The sequence below is a fragment of the Pseudomonas sp. GW821-FHT01C01 genome (genome assembly GCF_059422645.1).
The window spans coordinates 1-16,220 of the sequence record NZ_JBWKXF010000034.1; the positions used below are offsets into that span (position 1 = coordinate 1).

The 16,220-nt window shown below is 51.9% G+C and carries 14 protein-coding genes and 1 tRNA gene; 10 read left to right on the plus strand and 5 right to left on the minus strand.

The features are described 5' to 3' along the window. Positions 1-250 precede the first annotated feature (250 nt). On the plus strand, positions 251-1,240 hold the full coding sequence (locus AC07XF_RS19380) for a GGDEF domain-containing protein (RefSeq protein ID WP_495027721.1): 990 nt from the start codon (positions 251-253) through the stop codon (positions 1,238-1,240). Positions 1,241-1,366: 126 nt separating this feature from the next. Here the strand turns inward: AC07XF_RS19380 and AC07XF_RS19385 are convergent, their stop codons facing one another. The 3 genes from AC07XF_RS19385 to gabD all read right to left on the minus strand — a co-directional run bounded on the left by AC07XF_RS19385 (position 1,367) and on the right by gabD (position 5,679). Beyond that, complete coding sequence (locus tag AC07XF_RS19385; protein ID WP_495027722.1) at positions 1,367-2,581, minus strand: HDOD domain-containing protein; 1,215 nt, start codon at positions 2,579-2,581, stop codon at positions 1,367-1,369. Positions 2,582-2,774: 193 nt separating this feature from the next. After that, complete coding sequence (gene gabT, locus AC07XF_RS19390) at positions 2,775-4,052, minus strand: 4-aminobutyrate--2-oxoglutarate transaminase (RefSeq protein ID WP_495027723.1); 1,278 nt, start codon at positions 4,050-4,052, stop codon at positions 2,775-2,777. Between the two features lie 184 nt (positions 4,053-4,236). After that, positions 4,237-5,679 (minus strand): NADP-dependent succinate-semialdehyde dehydrogenase, encoded by a 1,443-nt coding sequence (gabD, locus tag AC07XF_RS19395; protein ID WP_495027724.1) that lies wholly within the window; start codon positions 5,677-5,679, stop codon positions 4,237-4,239. 350 nt (positions 5,680-6,029) lie between these two features. Here gabD and AC07XF_RS19400 point away from each other — a divergent pair. Both AC07XF_RS19400 and AC07XF_RS19405 read left to right on the plus strand, forming a co-directional pair. Continuing rightward, positions 6,030-6,106: transfer RNA gene (locus AC07XF_RS19400), tRNA-Arg, on the plus strand. 105 nt (positions 6,107-6,211) lie between these two features. Continuing rightward, on the plus strand, positions 6,212-7,294 hold the full coding sequence (locus tag AC07XF_RS19405) for a site-specific integrase (protein WP_495027725.1): 1,083 nt from the start codon (positions 6,212-6,214) through the stop codon (positions 7,292-7,294). A 3-nt stretch (positions 7,295-7,297) separates the two neighbouring features. On the opposite strand, the gene AC07XF_RS19410 is transcribed toward AC07XF_RS19405, so the two are convergent. Beyond that, complete coding sequence (locus tag AC07XF_RS19410; protein WP_495027726.1) at positions 7,298-7,873, minus strand: hypothetical protein; 576 nt, start codon at positions 7,871-7,873, stop codon at positions 7,298-7,300. Between the two features lie 109 nt (positions 7,874-7,982). Here AC07XF_RS19410 and AC07XF_RS19415 point away from each other — a divergent pair, with 109 nt between their 5' ends. Together AC07XF_RS19415 and mobA are read left to right on the plus strand one after the other, a co-directional pair. Continuing rightward, entirely contained in the window at positions 7,983-8,285 is a 303-nt protein-coding gene (locus AC07XF_RS19415) for a helix-turn-helix transcriptional regulator (protein WP_495027727.1), read from the plus strand. A 929-nt stretch (positions 8,286-9,214) separates the two neighbouring features. Then, positions 9,215-9,517, plus strand: coding sequence for a plasmid mobilization protein MobA (gene mobA / locus AC07XF_RS19420; protein ID WP_495027728.1), 303 nt, complete (start codon positions 9,215-9,217; stop codon positions 9,515-9,517). Positions 9,518-9,542: 25 nt separating this feature from the next. Here the strand turns inward: mobA and AC07XF_RS19425 are convergent, their stop codons facing one another. After that, a complete protein-coding gene (locus AC07XF_RS19425) occupies positions 9,543-9,851 on the minus strand; it encodes a hypothetical protein (RefSeq protein ID WP_495027729.1) in 309 nt (102 codons plus the stop codon). 660 nt (positions 9,852-10,511) lie between these two features. On the opposite strand from AC07XF_RS19425, the gene AC07XF_RS19430 reads away from it, so the two are divergent. The 5 genes from AC07XF_RS19430 (at position 10,512) to AC07XF_RS19450 (ending at position 16,125) form a co-directional block, all read left to right on the plus strand. Next, positions 10,512-10,760 (plus strand): helix-turn-helix domain-containing protein, encoded by a 249-nt coding sequence (locus AC07XF_RS19430; protein WP_495027730.1) that lies wholly within the window; start codon positions 10,512-10,514, stop codon positions 10,758-10,760. A gap of 462 nt (positions 10,761-11,222) precedes the next feature. After that, positions 11,223-12,023, plus strand: a complete 801-nt coding sequence (locus tag AC07XF_RS19435; protein ID WP_495027731.1) for a DNA adenine methylase — start codon at positions 11,223-11,225, stop codon at positions 12,021-12,023. Positions 12,024-12,036: 13 nt separating this feature from the next. Beyond that, positions 12,037-13,281, plus strand: coding sequence for a metallophosphoesterase family protein (locus AC07XF_RS19440; protein WP_495027732.1), 1,245 nt, complete (start codon positions 12,037-12,039; stop codon positions 13,279-13,281). After that, positions 13,278-15,212 carry an ORC-CDC6 family AAA ATPase gene (locus AC07XF_RS19445; RefSeq protein WP_495027733.1) on the plus strand — a complete coding sequence of 645 codons (1,935 nt, stop codon included), beginning with the start codon at positions 13,278-13,280 and terminating at the stop codon, positions 15,210-15,212. The genes AC07XF_RS19440 and AC07XF_RS19445 overlap by 4 nt, the downstream gene beginning before the upstream one ends. Before the next feature lie 7 nt (positions 15,213-15,219). Beyond that, positions 15,220-16,125 (plus strand): hypothetical protein, encoded by a 906-nt coding sequence (locus AC07XF_RS19450; protein ID WP_495027734.1) that lies wholly within the window; start codon positions 15,220-15,222, stop codon positions 16,123-16,125. Positions 16,126-16,220: the final 95 nt, after the last annotated feature.

Sequence of the window (16,220 nt, forward strand, 5' to 3'; positions counted from 1 at the left end):
CGAAGGGGTCGTGTCAGTCGACATAAAAGGTGACTGACACGACCCCTTCGCGAGCAAGCCCGCTCCCACATTGGTTTGTGGCCTGGCCGAAAAATCGCGCCATCAGTACCGCCCGGCGGGAGCTGCCTCCCTCGCCACAAACGGCGGGAACTTCATCTGAAAACCCCTATCTCAAAGACACTTCGCCATCCCGGTGGGCTTGGTGTTGGCCGCTATCGAACTCGCGGCATGCCCTTTGAGAGTTGTGTCGATGGCCCAAAAAAACCTGCAAGACCCATCTCCATCCCATTTGCCCGAGGCCGCGCAAACCCTGCTGGCGCTGATGCACGCCCAAGGCGAATTGGCACGCCTGAGCGAACGCGAACAGTTGTTCAACACCTTGCTGGGGAGCGTCAACGCGGTGCTGTGGGCACTCGATTGGGAAACCCGTCGGGTGCTTTACGTCAGCCCCGCCTATGAACGGATCTTCGGCCGTTCGGCCGATCTGCTGCTGGCCGACTGCAATCAATGGCGCGACAGCATTTACCCTGACGACCTGGAATATGCCGAACGCAGCCTGGCCGAAGTGCTGGACAAAGGCGCCGTGGAAGACCGCGAGTATCGAATCATTGCCGCTGACGGCCAGGTGCGCTGGCTCCGCGACAAATGTTTCATCAATCGCCAGGCCGAGCCGGGTCAACCGGTGATCATCGTCGGCATCGCCGAGGACATCACCGATAAGAAGCAGATGGAAACCGAGCTGCATCGCCTGGCCACCACCGACGCGCTGACCCAGAGCAGCAATCGTCGTCATTTCTTCGAATGTGCTCACCGCGCGTTCGAACACGCCCGGCAACAGGGTGAGCCGCTGTCGTTCCTGATGCTGGACATCGATAACTTCAAAACGATCAACGACACCTACGGCCACCAGGAAGGCGACAACGTGTTGCAACGCATTGCCGAAAGCGGCCGCGCAGCGTTGCGCCGTCGCGACCTGTTCGGGCGCATTGGTGGCGAGGAGTTCGCAGCGGTGTTTCCCGGCTGTACACCACAGATGGCCCTGCAAGTGGCTGAACGCTTGCAACGGCAGATTCAGCAATTGAGTTTCAACCATGAAGGCCAGTCGTTCGGCATCACCGTCAGCCAGGGCCTGACCAGCCTGACCGCCAGGGACGAAAACGTGGAGAACCTGTTTTCCCGGGCGGATGCAGCGATGTATCAAGCCAAGCGTGAGGGCAAGAACAGGATTGTCACTGCCTGACAGGCCACCACAGACCCCATGTGGGAGCGGGCTTGCTCGCGAAGGGGCCGCATCAGTCACCTTTTATGTCGACTGACACTCCGCTTTCGCGAGCAAGCCCGCTCCCACAGGGAATCGCGTTCGCCCTCATTTCCTGCGCAGGCGCATCAACTCCGGCAAGCCGATCTTGAGCAACCGCGCCGTCCGGCTCTTTGCCAGCTCTTCGATGCCCTCATGCTCAGTCAGGCGCGCCATCTGCGCCGCCATGTTCATCACCAACGCTTCGCGGGAGTAAACCCCGCCACCGAGCTGGTAGGCCGCGGCAATCAGCTCCCGCAACTCCAGCGGCAGGCGCCAACGCGTGCGCAGGGCTGAACCATAGGCCGCGCCAAACTCGGCCAGCGCTTCGCCCACTTCCTCCAACTCATCCAGTTCGCCACCGGCCTGCTTCCATTCCTGCAAACAGCGCAACAACGCCAGATCGCCGAGACGATGCAACATACCCGCGCAATAGCAACGCTCCTGATCCAGATCGAGCAGGCGCGCCAGCGTCCGGGCGTATTCGGCGGTGTGCAGCGACAGATCCCAGTAACGCTCGGCATAGTCGGCCAATTGCGGATCGCTGAGCCGGGCACTGCGCTTGAGCGCCAACCCGAGAATCAGGTTCATGCTCTGCCCGGTACCCAGGCGATGCAGCGCCTGGGACAGGGTTTGCACAGCGGCACCGTGGTGCTGGGCCGCGCTGTTGGCAGCTGCGATCAGCACGGCCGTGACCTGCGGATCGGTGCGGATTTCGTCTTCCAGTACCGTCAGATCAAGGCCATTGGGGTTGAGGCTGCGCTTGACCGCCACCTGCACGTCGGTCATCAGCGGCGCGCCATCGGCCAATTCCCGTCGACGTTCCAGATACACCGATAACGTCATGCCCGGCGCCAGTGACGGCACTTCGCACGAAACCTCTTCACCGGCGTTCAGCAGCAGCCCTTGCAACCGATGGGTCAGGCTTTCCATGTTCAGGGGCTTTGTCAGGTACGCGGCCGGCGCCAGCGGCAAGGCTTCGCGCACACTGGCACTGTCGTTGCGACTGCTCATGAGGATAAAGGGCAGCGGCGGATTGCGTTTGCGCTGGCGAATACTGCGCAGGACATTCAGGCCATCGACGCCCGGCAACTCCCAGTCGGCGATCACCAGGTCATAAGGGTTGGCGGCCAACAGCTCCAGCGCTTGCTGACCATCGGCGCACAGGTCCAGCCGCGCATCGCAGCGTACGTTCAACAACACTTCCTTGAGCAGATCCCGGGACCAGGGGTCGGCCTCGGCGATCAGTACTCTCGGAACCGCGGGTAAAATGACAGTTGTCATACAGCTCTCCCTGGCAATGCCGGAACCTTAGCCAATACCGGCCATTCGATACAGCGCTAATGCGCGGGATGTGTTTCAAGGGGCGTAAAAAAACCCGCCGAAGCGGGTTTTTTGTGGATCAGGTCACATCAGGGGGCGTTCTCAATCAGTTTCCCCGCCGATGTGGAAACTGACTGAGAACGCCCCCGAGTGATCAGAGTTCGGAGAAGCACTCTTCGATGATCGCCAGGCCTTTGTCCAGTTGCTCGTCCGGCGAAGTCAGCGGTACCAGGACGCGCAGAACGTTGCCGTAGGTGCCGCAGGACAGCAGGATCAGACCCTTGTCGCGAGCCTTGGCCACAACCGATGCCACAGCGGCAGCGTTTGGCTTGTGGCTGTCGCCGTTTTCGAACAGCTCGACAGCGATCATCGCGCCCAGGGCACGGACTTCGCCGATCACCGGGTACTTGGCCTGGATGGCCTTCAGGCCAGTCACCAGACGCTCGCCAACAGCCTTGCAACGATCCAGCAGGTGCTCTTCTTCAAACACTTCCATTACGGCCAGGGCCGCGGCGCAAGCGATCGGGCTACCGGCGTAGGTGCCGCCCAGGCCGCCTGGAGCGATGGCGTCCATGTATTCGGCCTTGCCGCACACACCGGCCAGCGGGAAGCCGCCAGCGATGGATTTGGCGAAAGTGGTCAGGTCGGCAGCAACGCCCATCTGTTCCATGGCGAAGAAAGTACCGGTACGGCCAGCGCCAGTCTGTACTTCGTCAGCGATCAGCAGGATGCCGTGCTGGTCGCACAGGGCACGCAAGCGCTTCATGAATTCTTTCGGAGCGACGTAGAAACCACCTTCGCCCTGAACCGGCTCGATGATGATCGCGGCGATGTCTTTCGGCTCGGCGTCGTTCTTGAAGATGCGTTCGATGCTGGCGATCGAATCGTCGATGCTCACACCGTGCAGTTCGTTCGGGTACAGCGCGCGGAAGATGCCGCCTGGCATCAGGCCCATGCCGGCCGAGTAAGGCACGACTTTACCGGTCAGGCCCAGGGTCATCATGGTGCGACCGTGGTAAGCGCCGGTGAACGCGATCACGCCGGCACGGCCAGTGGCGGCACGGGCAATCTTGATCGAGTTTTCCACAGCTTCGGAGCCGGTGGTCACCAGCAGGGTTTTCTTGGCGAAATCACCCGGCACCTTGGCGTTGATTTTTTCGCACACTTCCACGTACGGCTCATAGGCCAGAACCTGGAAGCAGGTGTGGGTCAGCTTGTTCAACTGTTCGGTCACGGCCGCGATGATTTTCGGGTGCACGTGGCCGGTGTTCAGCACAGCGATACCGCCGGCGAAGTCGATGAACTCACGACCTTCAACGTCGGTCACGGTCGCGTTCTTCGCGGACTCGGCGAAGATCGGGTGAATCTGGCCAACACCACGTGGAACTGCATTGGTACGGCGGGCCATCAAAGAAGCGTTAGTCTTGCTCATACATTCCTCATTCACCGCTCATCGGGCGGCGTGGTTCAAGGATAAAGCGACGGGGAGCAACGGCGGCAGCATGCGATGATCGACTGCCACAGCGTTCCCGGTCACCGAGAATATTCCGGTTTGAAGCGGCGCAAAGGGACAGCGCTCTCGTGCCCTTTGCGCTTGAAGCAATGCTCTTCCGGGGTTAGATGCCCAGGCAGAGGTATTTGATTTCCAGGTAATCTTCGATGCCGTACTTGGAGCCTTCACGGCCCAGGCCCGAGGCCTTGATGCCGCCGAACGGCGCGACTTCGTTGGAGATCAACCCGGTGTTGACGCCGACCATGCCGTATTCCAGGGCTTCAGCCACACGGAACACACGACCCAGGTCGCGAGCATAGAAGTACGAGGCCAGACCGAATTCGGTGTCGTTGGACATCGCGATCACGTCGGCTTCGTCTTTGAAGCGGAACAGCGGAGCCAATGGACCGAAGGTTTCTTCCTTGGCCACGGCAGCATTATTCGGCACGTTGGTCAGAATGGTCGGCTCGAAGAAGTTGCCTTCCATCGACTTGCCGCCGGACAGCACGGTGGCGCCTTTGGAAACGGCGTCAGCAATGTGCTCTTGCACCTTGGCGACGGCTTTTTCGTCGATCAGCGGGCCAGTGGTGGTGCCTGCTTCCAGACCGTTACCGATCTTGAGCTTGGCCACAGCAGCCTTGAGCTTCTCGGCGAACGCGTCGTAGACCGAATCCTGAATGTACAGGCGGTTGGCGCAGACGCAGGTCTGGCCGTTGTTGCGGTATTTGGAGATGATCGCGCCTTCGACGGCCTTATCCAGGTCCGCGTCGTCGAACACGATGAACGGTGCGTTGCCGCCCAGTTCCAGGGACACTTTCTTGATGTCCTTGGCGCATTCCGACATCAGTTGACGACCGATTTCGGTCGAACCGGTGAAGGACAGCTTGCGCACGATCGGGTTGCTGGTCAGCTCGCTGCCGATGTCGCCGGCGCTGCCGGAAACCACGCTGAACACGCCAGCCGGGATGCCGGCACGCTGGGCCAGTTCAGCCAGGGCGAAGGCGGAGAACGGAGTTTGCGAAGCAGGCTTGAGCACCATGGTGCAACCGGCGGCCAGGGCCGGGCCGGCTTTACGGGTGATCATCGCAGCCGGGAAGTTCCACGGGGTGATGGCAGCGGTCACGCCGATTGGCTGCTTGATCACGATCAGGCGCTTGTCTGGCTGGTGGCCCGGAATCACGTCACCGTAGATGCGCTTGGCTTCTTCGGCGAACCATTCGATGAAGGACGCGGCGTAAACGATTTCGCCCTTGGCTTCGGCCAATGGCTTGCCTTGCTCCAGGGTCATCAGACGAGCCAGGTCGTCCTGGTTCTCGATGATCAGCTCGAACCAGCGACGCAGCTTGTTCGCACGTTCTTTGGCGGTCAGTGCACGCCAGGCCGGCAGCGCTTTGTCAGCAGCTTCGATTGCACGGCGGGTTTCGGCAGCGCCCATTTTCGGCACGGTGCCCAGAATTTCGCCCGTTGCCGGGTTGTTGACCTTGATCGTCTGACCATTGTCCGCATCAACCCACGCGCCATCGATGAAGGCTTGCTGGCGGAACAACTGGGTGTCTTTAAGCTGCATGTCGGCTTTCCTTAACAGCACCGCAACGAATGCGGAGCAAATTATGATTGTAGAAAGGCGCCTCAATAGGCTGCCGTCAGGGAAATCATTCACCGGGCTGAAGCACATAAATAGCGCACTGATTGAACTCGTGCGGTTCAGCACCCAGACAAGAGCGTTTGAAATCTCAAACGAATCCTAGGATCAAAGGGGGTAAAGGACAATAGCCTGTTCGAAAAAAAGAACGAAAACGACGCTTTTGCCCATATTTTCTGATCAACGTAGCAAACGCCCGTTACGCTTGTAATAAACGTAGGCGATTCAGCAGCATGGACGCCCGCAGCGCATATGAGTATCATGGCGCCCGCATTGCACCAGTAGCTCAGCTGGATAGAGTACTGCCCTCCGAAGGCAGGGGTCGTGGGTTCGAATCCCGCCTGGTGCACCATCTTCTTTCCCTTGTATTACAAGGGGATAGCGCTCCTGACAGAAACCTGTCCTAGTCCTGAAAGTCGTTTTTGCCACAAATTTGCCACACTTGAACGTGGCGGGAATGGTCGAAATGGCAACAATCAGGAATCGCGGCGAGTACCAGTGGGAAGCGCAAATCCGTCGTAAGGGCTATCCAGCTCAAAGAAAAACCTTCGAAACCAAAGCAGATGCCCAAGCCTGGGCGCGCATGATCGAAAGCGAAATCGACCGAGGCATTTTTGTCTCTCGCGTCGAGGCTGAACGCACCGCCTTTCATCAACTCATAGATCGCTATATCTCGGAGATCGCTCCGAAGCACAAAGGCGCCTATTCGGAAATCAAACGCCTGGAAGCGCTCAAGCGCCATCCGCTGGCAACACGTATCGTCGCCACCCTCACCTCCTCCGACTTCGCCCGCTACCGTGACGAGCGTCTGAAGATCCGCAAGGGCAATACAGTCAAGCGTGAGCTGGCATTGTTTCAATGCGTGATTGAGGTTGCTCGCCGCGAATGGGGAATCCATTTTGCCGAGAATCCGGTGCGGATGGTCAGTCGCCCTAGCTATAACGACGAACGCTCGCGACGCCTGGACCCGATTGAAGAACAATACATACTCAGCGCCTTGGAGCTTCGGGAGCGCCGTGCCGATGGAACCTATGCGGACGCCTCGCACAACCCTTGGATACGGTCCATCGTGCAACTCGCAATTGAGACAGCCATGCGCCGTGGCGAGCTATTCGAGTTGCGCTGGAAGCATGTGAATCTGGATCGCAAAACCGCTCATCTTCCAGCGACCAAGAACGGGCTACCAAGAACCGTCCCACTCTCCCCGCGAGCTATTCAGCTGCTAAAGGATTTGCCACGCTCACTTTGCGGCAGAGTCTTCCCCACCACCGCAGACGCCCTCAAGAAGGCCTTCACACGCGGCTTGGAGCGAGCAAGGACGAAATACTTAGGAGATTGCGAACGCGCTCTGGTAACACCCCAGGAAGACTTTCTGCTCGACCTGCGCTTCCACGACCTACGCCACGAGGCCACCTGCCGGCTGGCCACCAAACTTCCCAATTTGATCGAGCTTGCCAGCGTGACGGGACACCGCGAAGTGAACATGCTGAAACGTTACTACAACATCACCGCAGAAGAACTGGCGGCGAAGCTGGCCTGAGAGTCAATCAGATATCTCTAAACCCAGGGAGCCGGCGAGCTCCCTGATTTCGTTGTGCCAGCGGGCAAGCTTGATCACCTTTCCCTCTCGCTCAAGATCCTTCTGTGCGAGGTTTTCATAGAAACGTCCAATCAACTCTTCTCTGCGTATTTCACCTGGGAAAACCAGCCGCTTGCGGTCGTTTAGAAGCCCGCGAGCACTGAGCTGGGCAACCTCGCAAAGATGGGCTTTCGATATTAGATCGCGGCACATCCAGTCGCTTATCCACTGCTGCGACATCGCCCAGAAAACCAGTCTCTGGAAGGTCGGCCACGTCATCCGGGCTTGACTGCTGATATACCGCCGTAATGTCCTCGCCTCGGGGACGAGTTCCTGTCCTGATATCAAATCTTCCAGCTGAATTTTTGGCAGCCGTGACTTCTGCAAAACGCCGGTGAAGAGGTAGTTCACCAAATTGAGGGGTGCCCGCGCAGCGAAGTTTTTCCGGCCACTGGCGAAGTGAATTTGGAGCTCACGAGCGACAAGTTCGAAGGCCTCATACTCTTCGACACCCAGGCTTTCTGATTCTATTTTCTGCATGCTGGAATTCTTCAGCTAACGTCGGTGCCTGTTAAAAACCTGTCCTAGATTACTAGATATCTTCTGGTGAAAACTGGACGCATTCCAATGCACCCAGGCGATAACAAACATGAGCATCGATTACGAAACCGTACAAAAAATTCAGAAGCTTGGCGATGACGTTTTGGTCGGTGTCGCCGAGGTGGCCGCTCTGACCGGCTTTAGCGTCCTGACAGTAAGACAGAGAAAACTGCCAGGGCTTGAGCCTGTACCTGGCCTGTCACGTCTGCGCTGGCGTCTGGGCGATCTGAGGCAGTGGATGCGATCTGGCCCCGCTGGTGGATTGGTCTCTGCTCACGCAGCCACCGAGGAAATGCCTATTCGGCTAACTGGGCGCCCCACCAAAAAATCGCAGGTTGAGGCCCGCAAATAACTGTCTTCGAGAGCTCAACCAACCGTCCGCTATGTAACCGATCCAGAATCTGTTTCTGCTCTTTTTTGCTGCCAATGCAAAGCCTTGCCATCAAAAAATGAGCTCTATTCAGCCGGCTTATAGAACGCAGGCGGGGCAATACGCTTCCGGCACTGATCGACACCTTCGGGTTTGCGTAGCACATCCTTAATACGCTTAGCAGACGCCTCCAACTCTTCCGGCGAAGCCTCTTGGATCGCACGAGTCAGATTCTCGCGATTGAGCCGTTTGCTTTCCATGATCTCGGCAAAGCTTCTGTCGGACTGTATAGGCGGGTGCATATTCGTATCCTCGCGGAGGTATCTCGGATGAACACTAACACGTACTTCAGACATCAACAGCGAGGCTTCGCAGATGTCATTAAATCGTTCAAAGAAAGATCGCCGGCTCAAGCCTGCTGGTCATCCCCAAAAACGTCAACCGATGAGGATACATCTGGTCAATCAAGGCGACCGTCAACGCGTAACATTTTTGACTCTGCATCGTCGCCAAATGGGTCCTCAACCGCGTCACCAAGCACTGCCACAACGCTTGCTATCCGCCCTCACCTGCGCGGTTTCTTTACGTTTAAATAGCATATTAGCGGAGTACTAATTTTCGTCTCCCTCGCTTTCTCAATATTGCCTTTCATCCCTTCACTCCGATGTCCGAAAACCGTAAATGCACGTCTACCCGGTTCACAACTCGTTGTCCTCGGATTGATCAACCGATTGATCAACGGAACTGCAACCGCGAAGGAGCAACGCAACGGGACAAGGTAGGGTTTGTGATACCGCCAGTACCTAGCAAATCACAACCGGCGCGCACCAGTCGTTCCACTCCCTCTGCTTTGCCTACCTTCCCTGCTCAGGGCAAGCCCCGAGACCTAAACACCTGGAAAAGGAAAAATAATGAGTCGTAGTGAACAACGCCGACGCACGGGATGGTTGCCGGCAATTCGTTGTTTCGAGGAAGAAGAAGCATTGGTACGCGAGAAGGCGTATGACAGTGGAATGAGTGTCGGACAATTCATGCTGGCCGCCGCCTTGAAGCGGCAGACGAGAAGCCGAATTGACTCCCACGTTATTAACGAGCTGCGGCGTCTAGGTGGCCTTCAGAAGCACCTTTTCGCAGAGGGCAGCGGTGTGCTTTCCAAGGAGTATGCAAATGTATTGATTGAGATAACCGAAGCCATCAAGCGTATCGGGAGTTGAGGCCCCTCGTTCATACGTCGGTGGCTCACAGTTCCGTGGCTATTTCATGCAATGCAAGTACTTCAGGTTCAGTTAGACCACGGCTGAGCTGTTTCAACCCTGCAGCCGAGCTCAGCACTTGGTGTTCGATTTCCTGCTGCTCAAATAGCCTACCCAATAAAATAACCTCTCCGTCCGCTTCCAGATTACGAAGCCGCACTGGAGAGTTGAACGACCATCGATCGAGTATTTGCCAGCCGCGAGCGTGGTAGGACGGCGAGCGGAGGATGGATTCAATGGTGCTGCTCGCTAGGACATGGGCAGCAATCGATAGCGGCGTGCTCTTACCGAGCATATGCATCTCCCATAGCAAGTCCTAATTACTAAACAAGGTACGGAGTCGAGCCTCAGTACTAAGCACCTCTGTCGGCCTCAGCACTAGGCTGAATGCAGGAACATCACAGTTGCGGGTCAGCAACTCCAATCTGTGGTTTCGCTTCCCGACCAGCACTATCCGCCAAGAATGAACCTCATCGAATCGGAAGAATTGCTCTGCACCGTGGACTGGATAAGCTAGCAGTCTGCATGTCGAGCCATCGATACCCAAGTAGGCATCGTTCATCTTTGCGAATACTTCGAGATGCGGTTGAAAACCTGTGACCTGGAAGCTAGCGACCTGCTGCTTCAGTTTCTCGGCATAGTGTCGATTAACGCGCGAGATCCCCCCCCCCTCCAACAAAGTAGAAGACCAGAGCCCAGAACAACCATCGAACGGCCGGATCAGCACCACCGGTAAACCCCAAAAAGAACGGTAGATTGAAGCTACACAAAACCACCACAACCAGCAGCAATGCACCAACGGGCAGAAACCCGACGGCCCATGCCACCCGCAAAAACTCCCACAGCAGTCTCACCCCTTTTCCTCGCACCGAAGGTTCGGGGTGAAAATACCTGAAAATCAGATATCCCAAAAGCAGATATAGCTTAGCAAGCCGCCCCTCAAAAAAACGCGGCTATGACCAAAGCTATCTATCGACGTGAGCACAAGATTTTTCTTCAACTGCTAAAACGTCTCCGTGTCGAGTCTGGCCTGACTCAAACCCAATGCTCTGCCGCCTTAGGTCGACCGCAGTCATTTATGAGTGATGTGGAACGGGGTGTGAGAAGGCTCGACACCGTACAGCTTCGCGATTTGTGTCTTGTTTTGGGCACGGACCTCACGAGTTTTTGCAAGGCTTATGAAGAAGCACTGATTGAACGGTGAGCTGTGTTGGCGCCTGCTACTAGTTGATGCTTTTCCTTATAATGAATACTCATGATGGTGAGGTCTTCGAGAATCGTGCGCTCAGTGTCAGGCGCACAGTCTTGATTTCTTAGGGGGGCTTCCATGGCGGGGCCGCTTATGGAGGCCATTTTGCAGTAATTGAATGCGTTCCCAACCAACGCAGCAAGCTGCTCCACGGCCGCCCGGCCCCAACTCCGTCAAAAACCGTTCGTGGCAGGTCTGTTTACAATCGTCGGCGTTGTGTGGCCGCGGAGGTGCCGGGCCAGCGGTTTGTAAAAAACGGTATTGGAAGACGTTTCCCTAAGCCGTATCATGCTTTCAATCAAAAAATTGATATCCTTAATTTTTGTCGACACCTGTGGTATTAGCCAATGGAATTGGACAGCGTGGACATACGATATTTTAAAAAAAGACGCACTCACTCGGATAAAGTAAAAATAAGTGACCATTAAAAATAGACCACTTATACGTTGGGCTGGAAGTAAAACTAGAATTTTACATCTTTTGACCGAGCACAGTCCAACAAGCTACAAAAGATATATTGAGCCGTTCTGTGGCTCGATGAGTTTATTTCTGCGTATATCTCCAGAAAAATCATTTATGGGGGATATAAACTCAGAGCTTATTAATTTTTATATACAAGTAAAAGAAAAACCTGAAGAAATTTCTGAAGCTATTCACAAAATTCCGAGAAGCAAAGAAGAATACTACAAAATTCGAAGCTTAGACACATCGAACCTTACCGATTTGCAGAAAGCAATCAGATTTTTTTTCCTGAATAGACACTGCTTTAATGGCGTTTACAGGACAAACAAGAAAGGTGCATTCAACGTACCTTTCGGCAGCAAGCTAACAGAAATACCTAGCCACGAAGAAATAATGTATTTCTCAAAAAAGATAGCTTCTACAGAATTTTTTTGCGGCGACTTCGAAACAACTATTTTATCAGCCAAGAAAAATGATTTTATCTATTTGGACCCTCCATATGCGGGTACCGAATCCCGTGACCGCGGAGAATATGGCTTAAATTCTTTCAAAGAGTTAGATATATCTAGGCTAAGCACCACATTGAAATGCGCCTCTAAAAAAGGAGCAAAGATACTATTATCTTATGCCAGCATTGAACCAATAAAGAACGAGTTTTCCGAGTGGAATATTCGAGAAATCTCAGTCGAACGTAGTATTTCAGGCTTCGCACGGGGCAGAAAAAAGGTCCCTGAAGTAATAATAACGAACTACTGAAGCGCGCCCTAAAATGGACTTACCCGATCCTATACGAATTGCAATTGCTACGGATCTTCATTACATAGCTGATATTTCAGGAAAAATATCAACGCAAGTCTGTATCCAGGGTTCAAAAATCGATCCGATGGTCGCTCTGATCAGTCATATAAACAACCAAGAGTTACCTTCAGAAGTTAATGCAGACATACTTATTTGCCCTGGCGACATAACTACCAGAGCGTGCATAAAGTCATTCAATCATGGTTGGAACGATTTAAAAAATCTCAAAACAGCACTAAAAGCTGAACATCTTATTGCTGCCACGGGAAATCATGAGATAAGTTCAAGAACCAAGGAAGACCATGCCACACCAGGGAATGCTGAAATTGCGATCGCGCCATTCGAACATCTTCTAACCACGTCTGACTATCCTGCAAAATTTAATAGCCCGGAGCAAAAATGGGTTTACTGGGGAAGAGGATATGAATCGCTACATGGTGACAATTGGGTAATTGTCACTATAAATACCTGCCATTATCATAACTCACTCCTGCCTAACGAGTATGAGCGCGGAAGAATTGGAGACGCGGCGCTCGCAGAGTTAAGCGACCATTTAAAAAGTCTATCAAGCAAGTATCACTATAAAATAATCGTTCTCCATCACCCCCCATTAGAACATGAAGACTTAGACGTTAGCCTGGGTCGTACTCCAATGTACAATGGCAATTTGCTTTTGCAAGAAATCGAGAACACTGGTGAAGACTGGTTAGTTATTCATGGGCACAAGCATTTATTTAGGCTAACAAAATCAAACGGATCTGAATATTCTCCCATCGTACTGGGCGCAGCTAGCTTTGGTGCTCTTTTGACCGGGGAAATGGCTAATAAAACAAAAAACCAATTTTACATCATTGAACTAAGCATGACTCTTGAGGATGAAAAGCCTCGTTTAAGAGGCACTATAGAATCAATATACTGGGATGGAAGCTCTTGGAGTACATGCAGTGAGATATCACATGGACTCCCTCATGGCTGCGGATTTGATCAATCCAATCCAGTTAGAGCCTCTCCCCTTGCTAGACAAATAAAAGAGGCTATCGAAGCAAGCTCTCCCACCGTTCTTACATGGGCAGAACTTCGAGATAAAATAGACGCCCTTAAATACTTGATGCCTAAAGATATCGAGAACCTACAAAATAGGCTTGATGCGATTGGTGTATCAAGAACACCAAATCAAGACACGTGGTTTCCGCAAGAACTATGGGTTGACCAATGAATGATTTTTCATCTTCATCTAACGATACTTTCAACGCCCGGCATAAATCCGCTTTAGAGGTCGCAAAGGACTTCATTCCCCCCCCTCAATTCGGTGAGCTATTGGGATTCAATAACTGTATCCTAGTAGGACCTCGCGGAAGTGGAAAGACCACACTATTAAAAATGCTTCAGGCGCCGGCACTATTGAGCTGGAATAGAGCAAAAGAAGCCACAATGCAACAAACAATTAAGTTTGTTGGCGTATTTGTTGCCGCAGACGTTAGGTGGGCCAAGCAATTAGAGCTAGTAACTAAAGATATCGAGATTGAAAATCAAAGAACAACAATTCACGAGTGTGCCTTTAGCAACTTCGTAAGCTTGGCACTCATAGAGTCGTTAGAAAAATCAATCCATCTAAAGGTAATTAATCCTTATCAGGACTCTCAAGAACCTTTTGACAGAAACAAAGAGTCTGAATTATCTAGAAAACTTTCTGACATATGGCAAACACAGTCGACCCCTACTTTTTCTGCACTGAAGCATGCATTACGAGTTCAGCAGGCGGAAATCCCAAGAATATCGACTGCATTATCAACAACAAAAAACATAGAAGAGATACAAGAAAAATTTCCTTTCATAGGACTTAGCTGGCTAAATTCACTAACATTGGCTATTGAAACTATTAACGACCACCTTCAGATCGAAAATCAAAAGTGGGCATTATTGGTCGACGAGCTAGAAATCATCCCGCCAGAATTACTTGCTCGAATCCTATCTCCGCTGCGCTCTACGTCAGGAAACCTAATTTTTAAATATGCCCTTAGTCCGACAGGTGCAGGTTCCAATATTCTCGCGAGTCATGAGGAAAGTGACCCTACGCAAGGAAATGACTTCTCCACCCTTAGCCTTTGGAACACCAAAAAAGAGGAAGTACGGAGTTTTTCAAGTCAACTGCTAATTCATGCATTAAGCAGTAGGGGACTCATTGCTCCAGATGCAGACATATCCGAAATTCTTGGTATCTCAGGAGCTGCAGAAGAAAAAATAGTACCTACAGAAGATATTGATTCCGGCAGGATATCTCTTAGCCAGCGAAAAAAAATATTCTCAGAACTAGCATCAAAAGACGAATCATTTGAAGCCTTTTTAAAATCAAAAAAAATAGATATAGACAAACTTACGACCTCCGACAAAACCACTAACGGGACTCTCGTACGAAAAATTACGCCATTGGTTTACCTGAGAAACCACGTGTTACACCGTTGGTCCGCTGGAAAACATGTTCTTCGTTCAAAGAAAAGCTTCCAACCATATCAGCGTTTCCCTAATATCCTTGACTTAACCGAAGGCAATCCCCGCTGGATATTAAACCTAGCTGAAAACCTCGCACTTCAAGCAAAGTCTAAGGCTCAGAATCTCAAAGCCCAAAGCGTTCAAACTGATGCGATCGCTTCGTTTAAAGATCGTTTTATCTCCATGCTTAAAGTTTATCCAGTTGGGAAGAACCAAAACAACGGCACAATGACCCCTTTCAGCTTTCTGGAAATTCTTGCCGATCACATTCGAGAAAAAATTTTTTACAATGAGTTTTCTCAAGACCCAGCTTTATCCTTCTTGATCGACAAGTCGTCCGCAGAAGAATATGGTGACTTCATATCTATTTGCATTCATCTTGGCGCATTAGTTCTTGTTGACTCTGACGCATCAAAAGAGTCGGCTTTTATACCAGGAACAGCTGGACTTGAGGGTAGGCAAGTACGGATATGCCATAGACTAGCCCCGGAATTCTTCCTACCACTTAGAGCAGGCAGGGACGTTAAAATGCATAGTGCATTGAGCAAAGCCCCCGCTGCTGCTCCTGCTCCTACTGTCCCTAAGCCACCACAACGAAAAAATATCGTCGCAAGCATTCCGGTCTTAGACAAGCAAAGTCAATTAAAGCTATTTTAGGATCCCTATGAAACTTCAAAAACTCGAAAACCACTACATATCAAACGACCAAGAAAATTCTTGTGACTTACTTATTATATATAGCTGCCTAGAATCTAGATCCTCAAATGTGCTTAAAACGCTACCATTCAGCGAGTCTAAATTATTCATAATCGAAGACACTGAAAATTTGCCTGCCATATTATCGGCACCCACTCACGCAGAGTATAAAACTCTAGATAGATCCAGCTACCAAAACGCAATTAAGGATGAATTGTGCAACATCGAAAAACCGTACAAAGTAATACTCGACATATCCTGCTTGCCTCGCACTATAATGGCAGAAATTTTGTCCATTATTTCAAACATAGAGAGCGAACATAACATCGAAGTGATTGTTCTCTATTCTTTGGCTGAGTTCACTTTTCCGCGCACATCATCACTAGCAAACGAAAGCATCGAACCTGTACATAGGGACTTTGCGGGCTGGTCAAGCCCTGAAACAAAACCTACAAGTCTAATTCTTGGTCTTGGTTATGAGCCAAACAAGGCTGAAGGAGCATCGGAGTACTTTGAGCCATCCGATCAATGGATATTCATTCCAAGCTCACCCATTCCAGAATTTCTAGGGCAAGTTCATAAGAACAATGAAAATCTAATTAGAAAAACAGATGTCGATAGAACAATTGAATATGACGTGGCAGACCCAGAAATCACTTATGGCCAAATTGAGCTAGTCATAAGCTCTCTGATTAGGAAATCTAATCCGGTTCTATTACCTTTTGGACCAAAAATCTTTTTTTTCCTATGCTTAGTCCAGTGTCTTACTCACCCTGAGCTGGGGGTTTGGCGAGTAACTGGAATTGAGGATCGCATCACTCACGATGTGAGCGCTTCAGAACATATCATTGGTGTTAGATGCATTTTTTCTTAATTTCTTTTTTTGTAAAAATATTGTAGCCACTCAACGGCATCTGAACCTCCTGGTTAGGCTTTGCACAACGCCCCCCCTTTCTTGCCACAAATTTG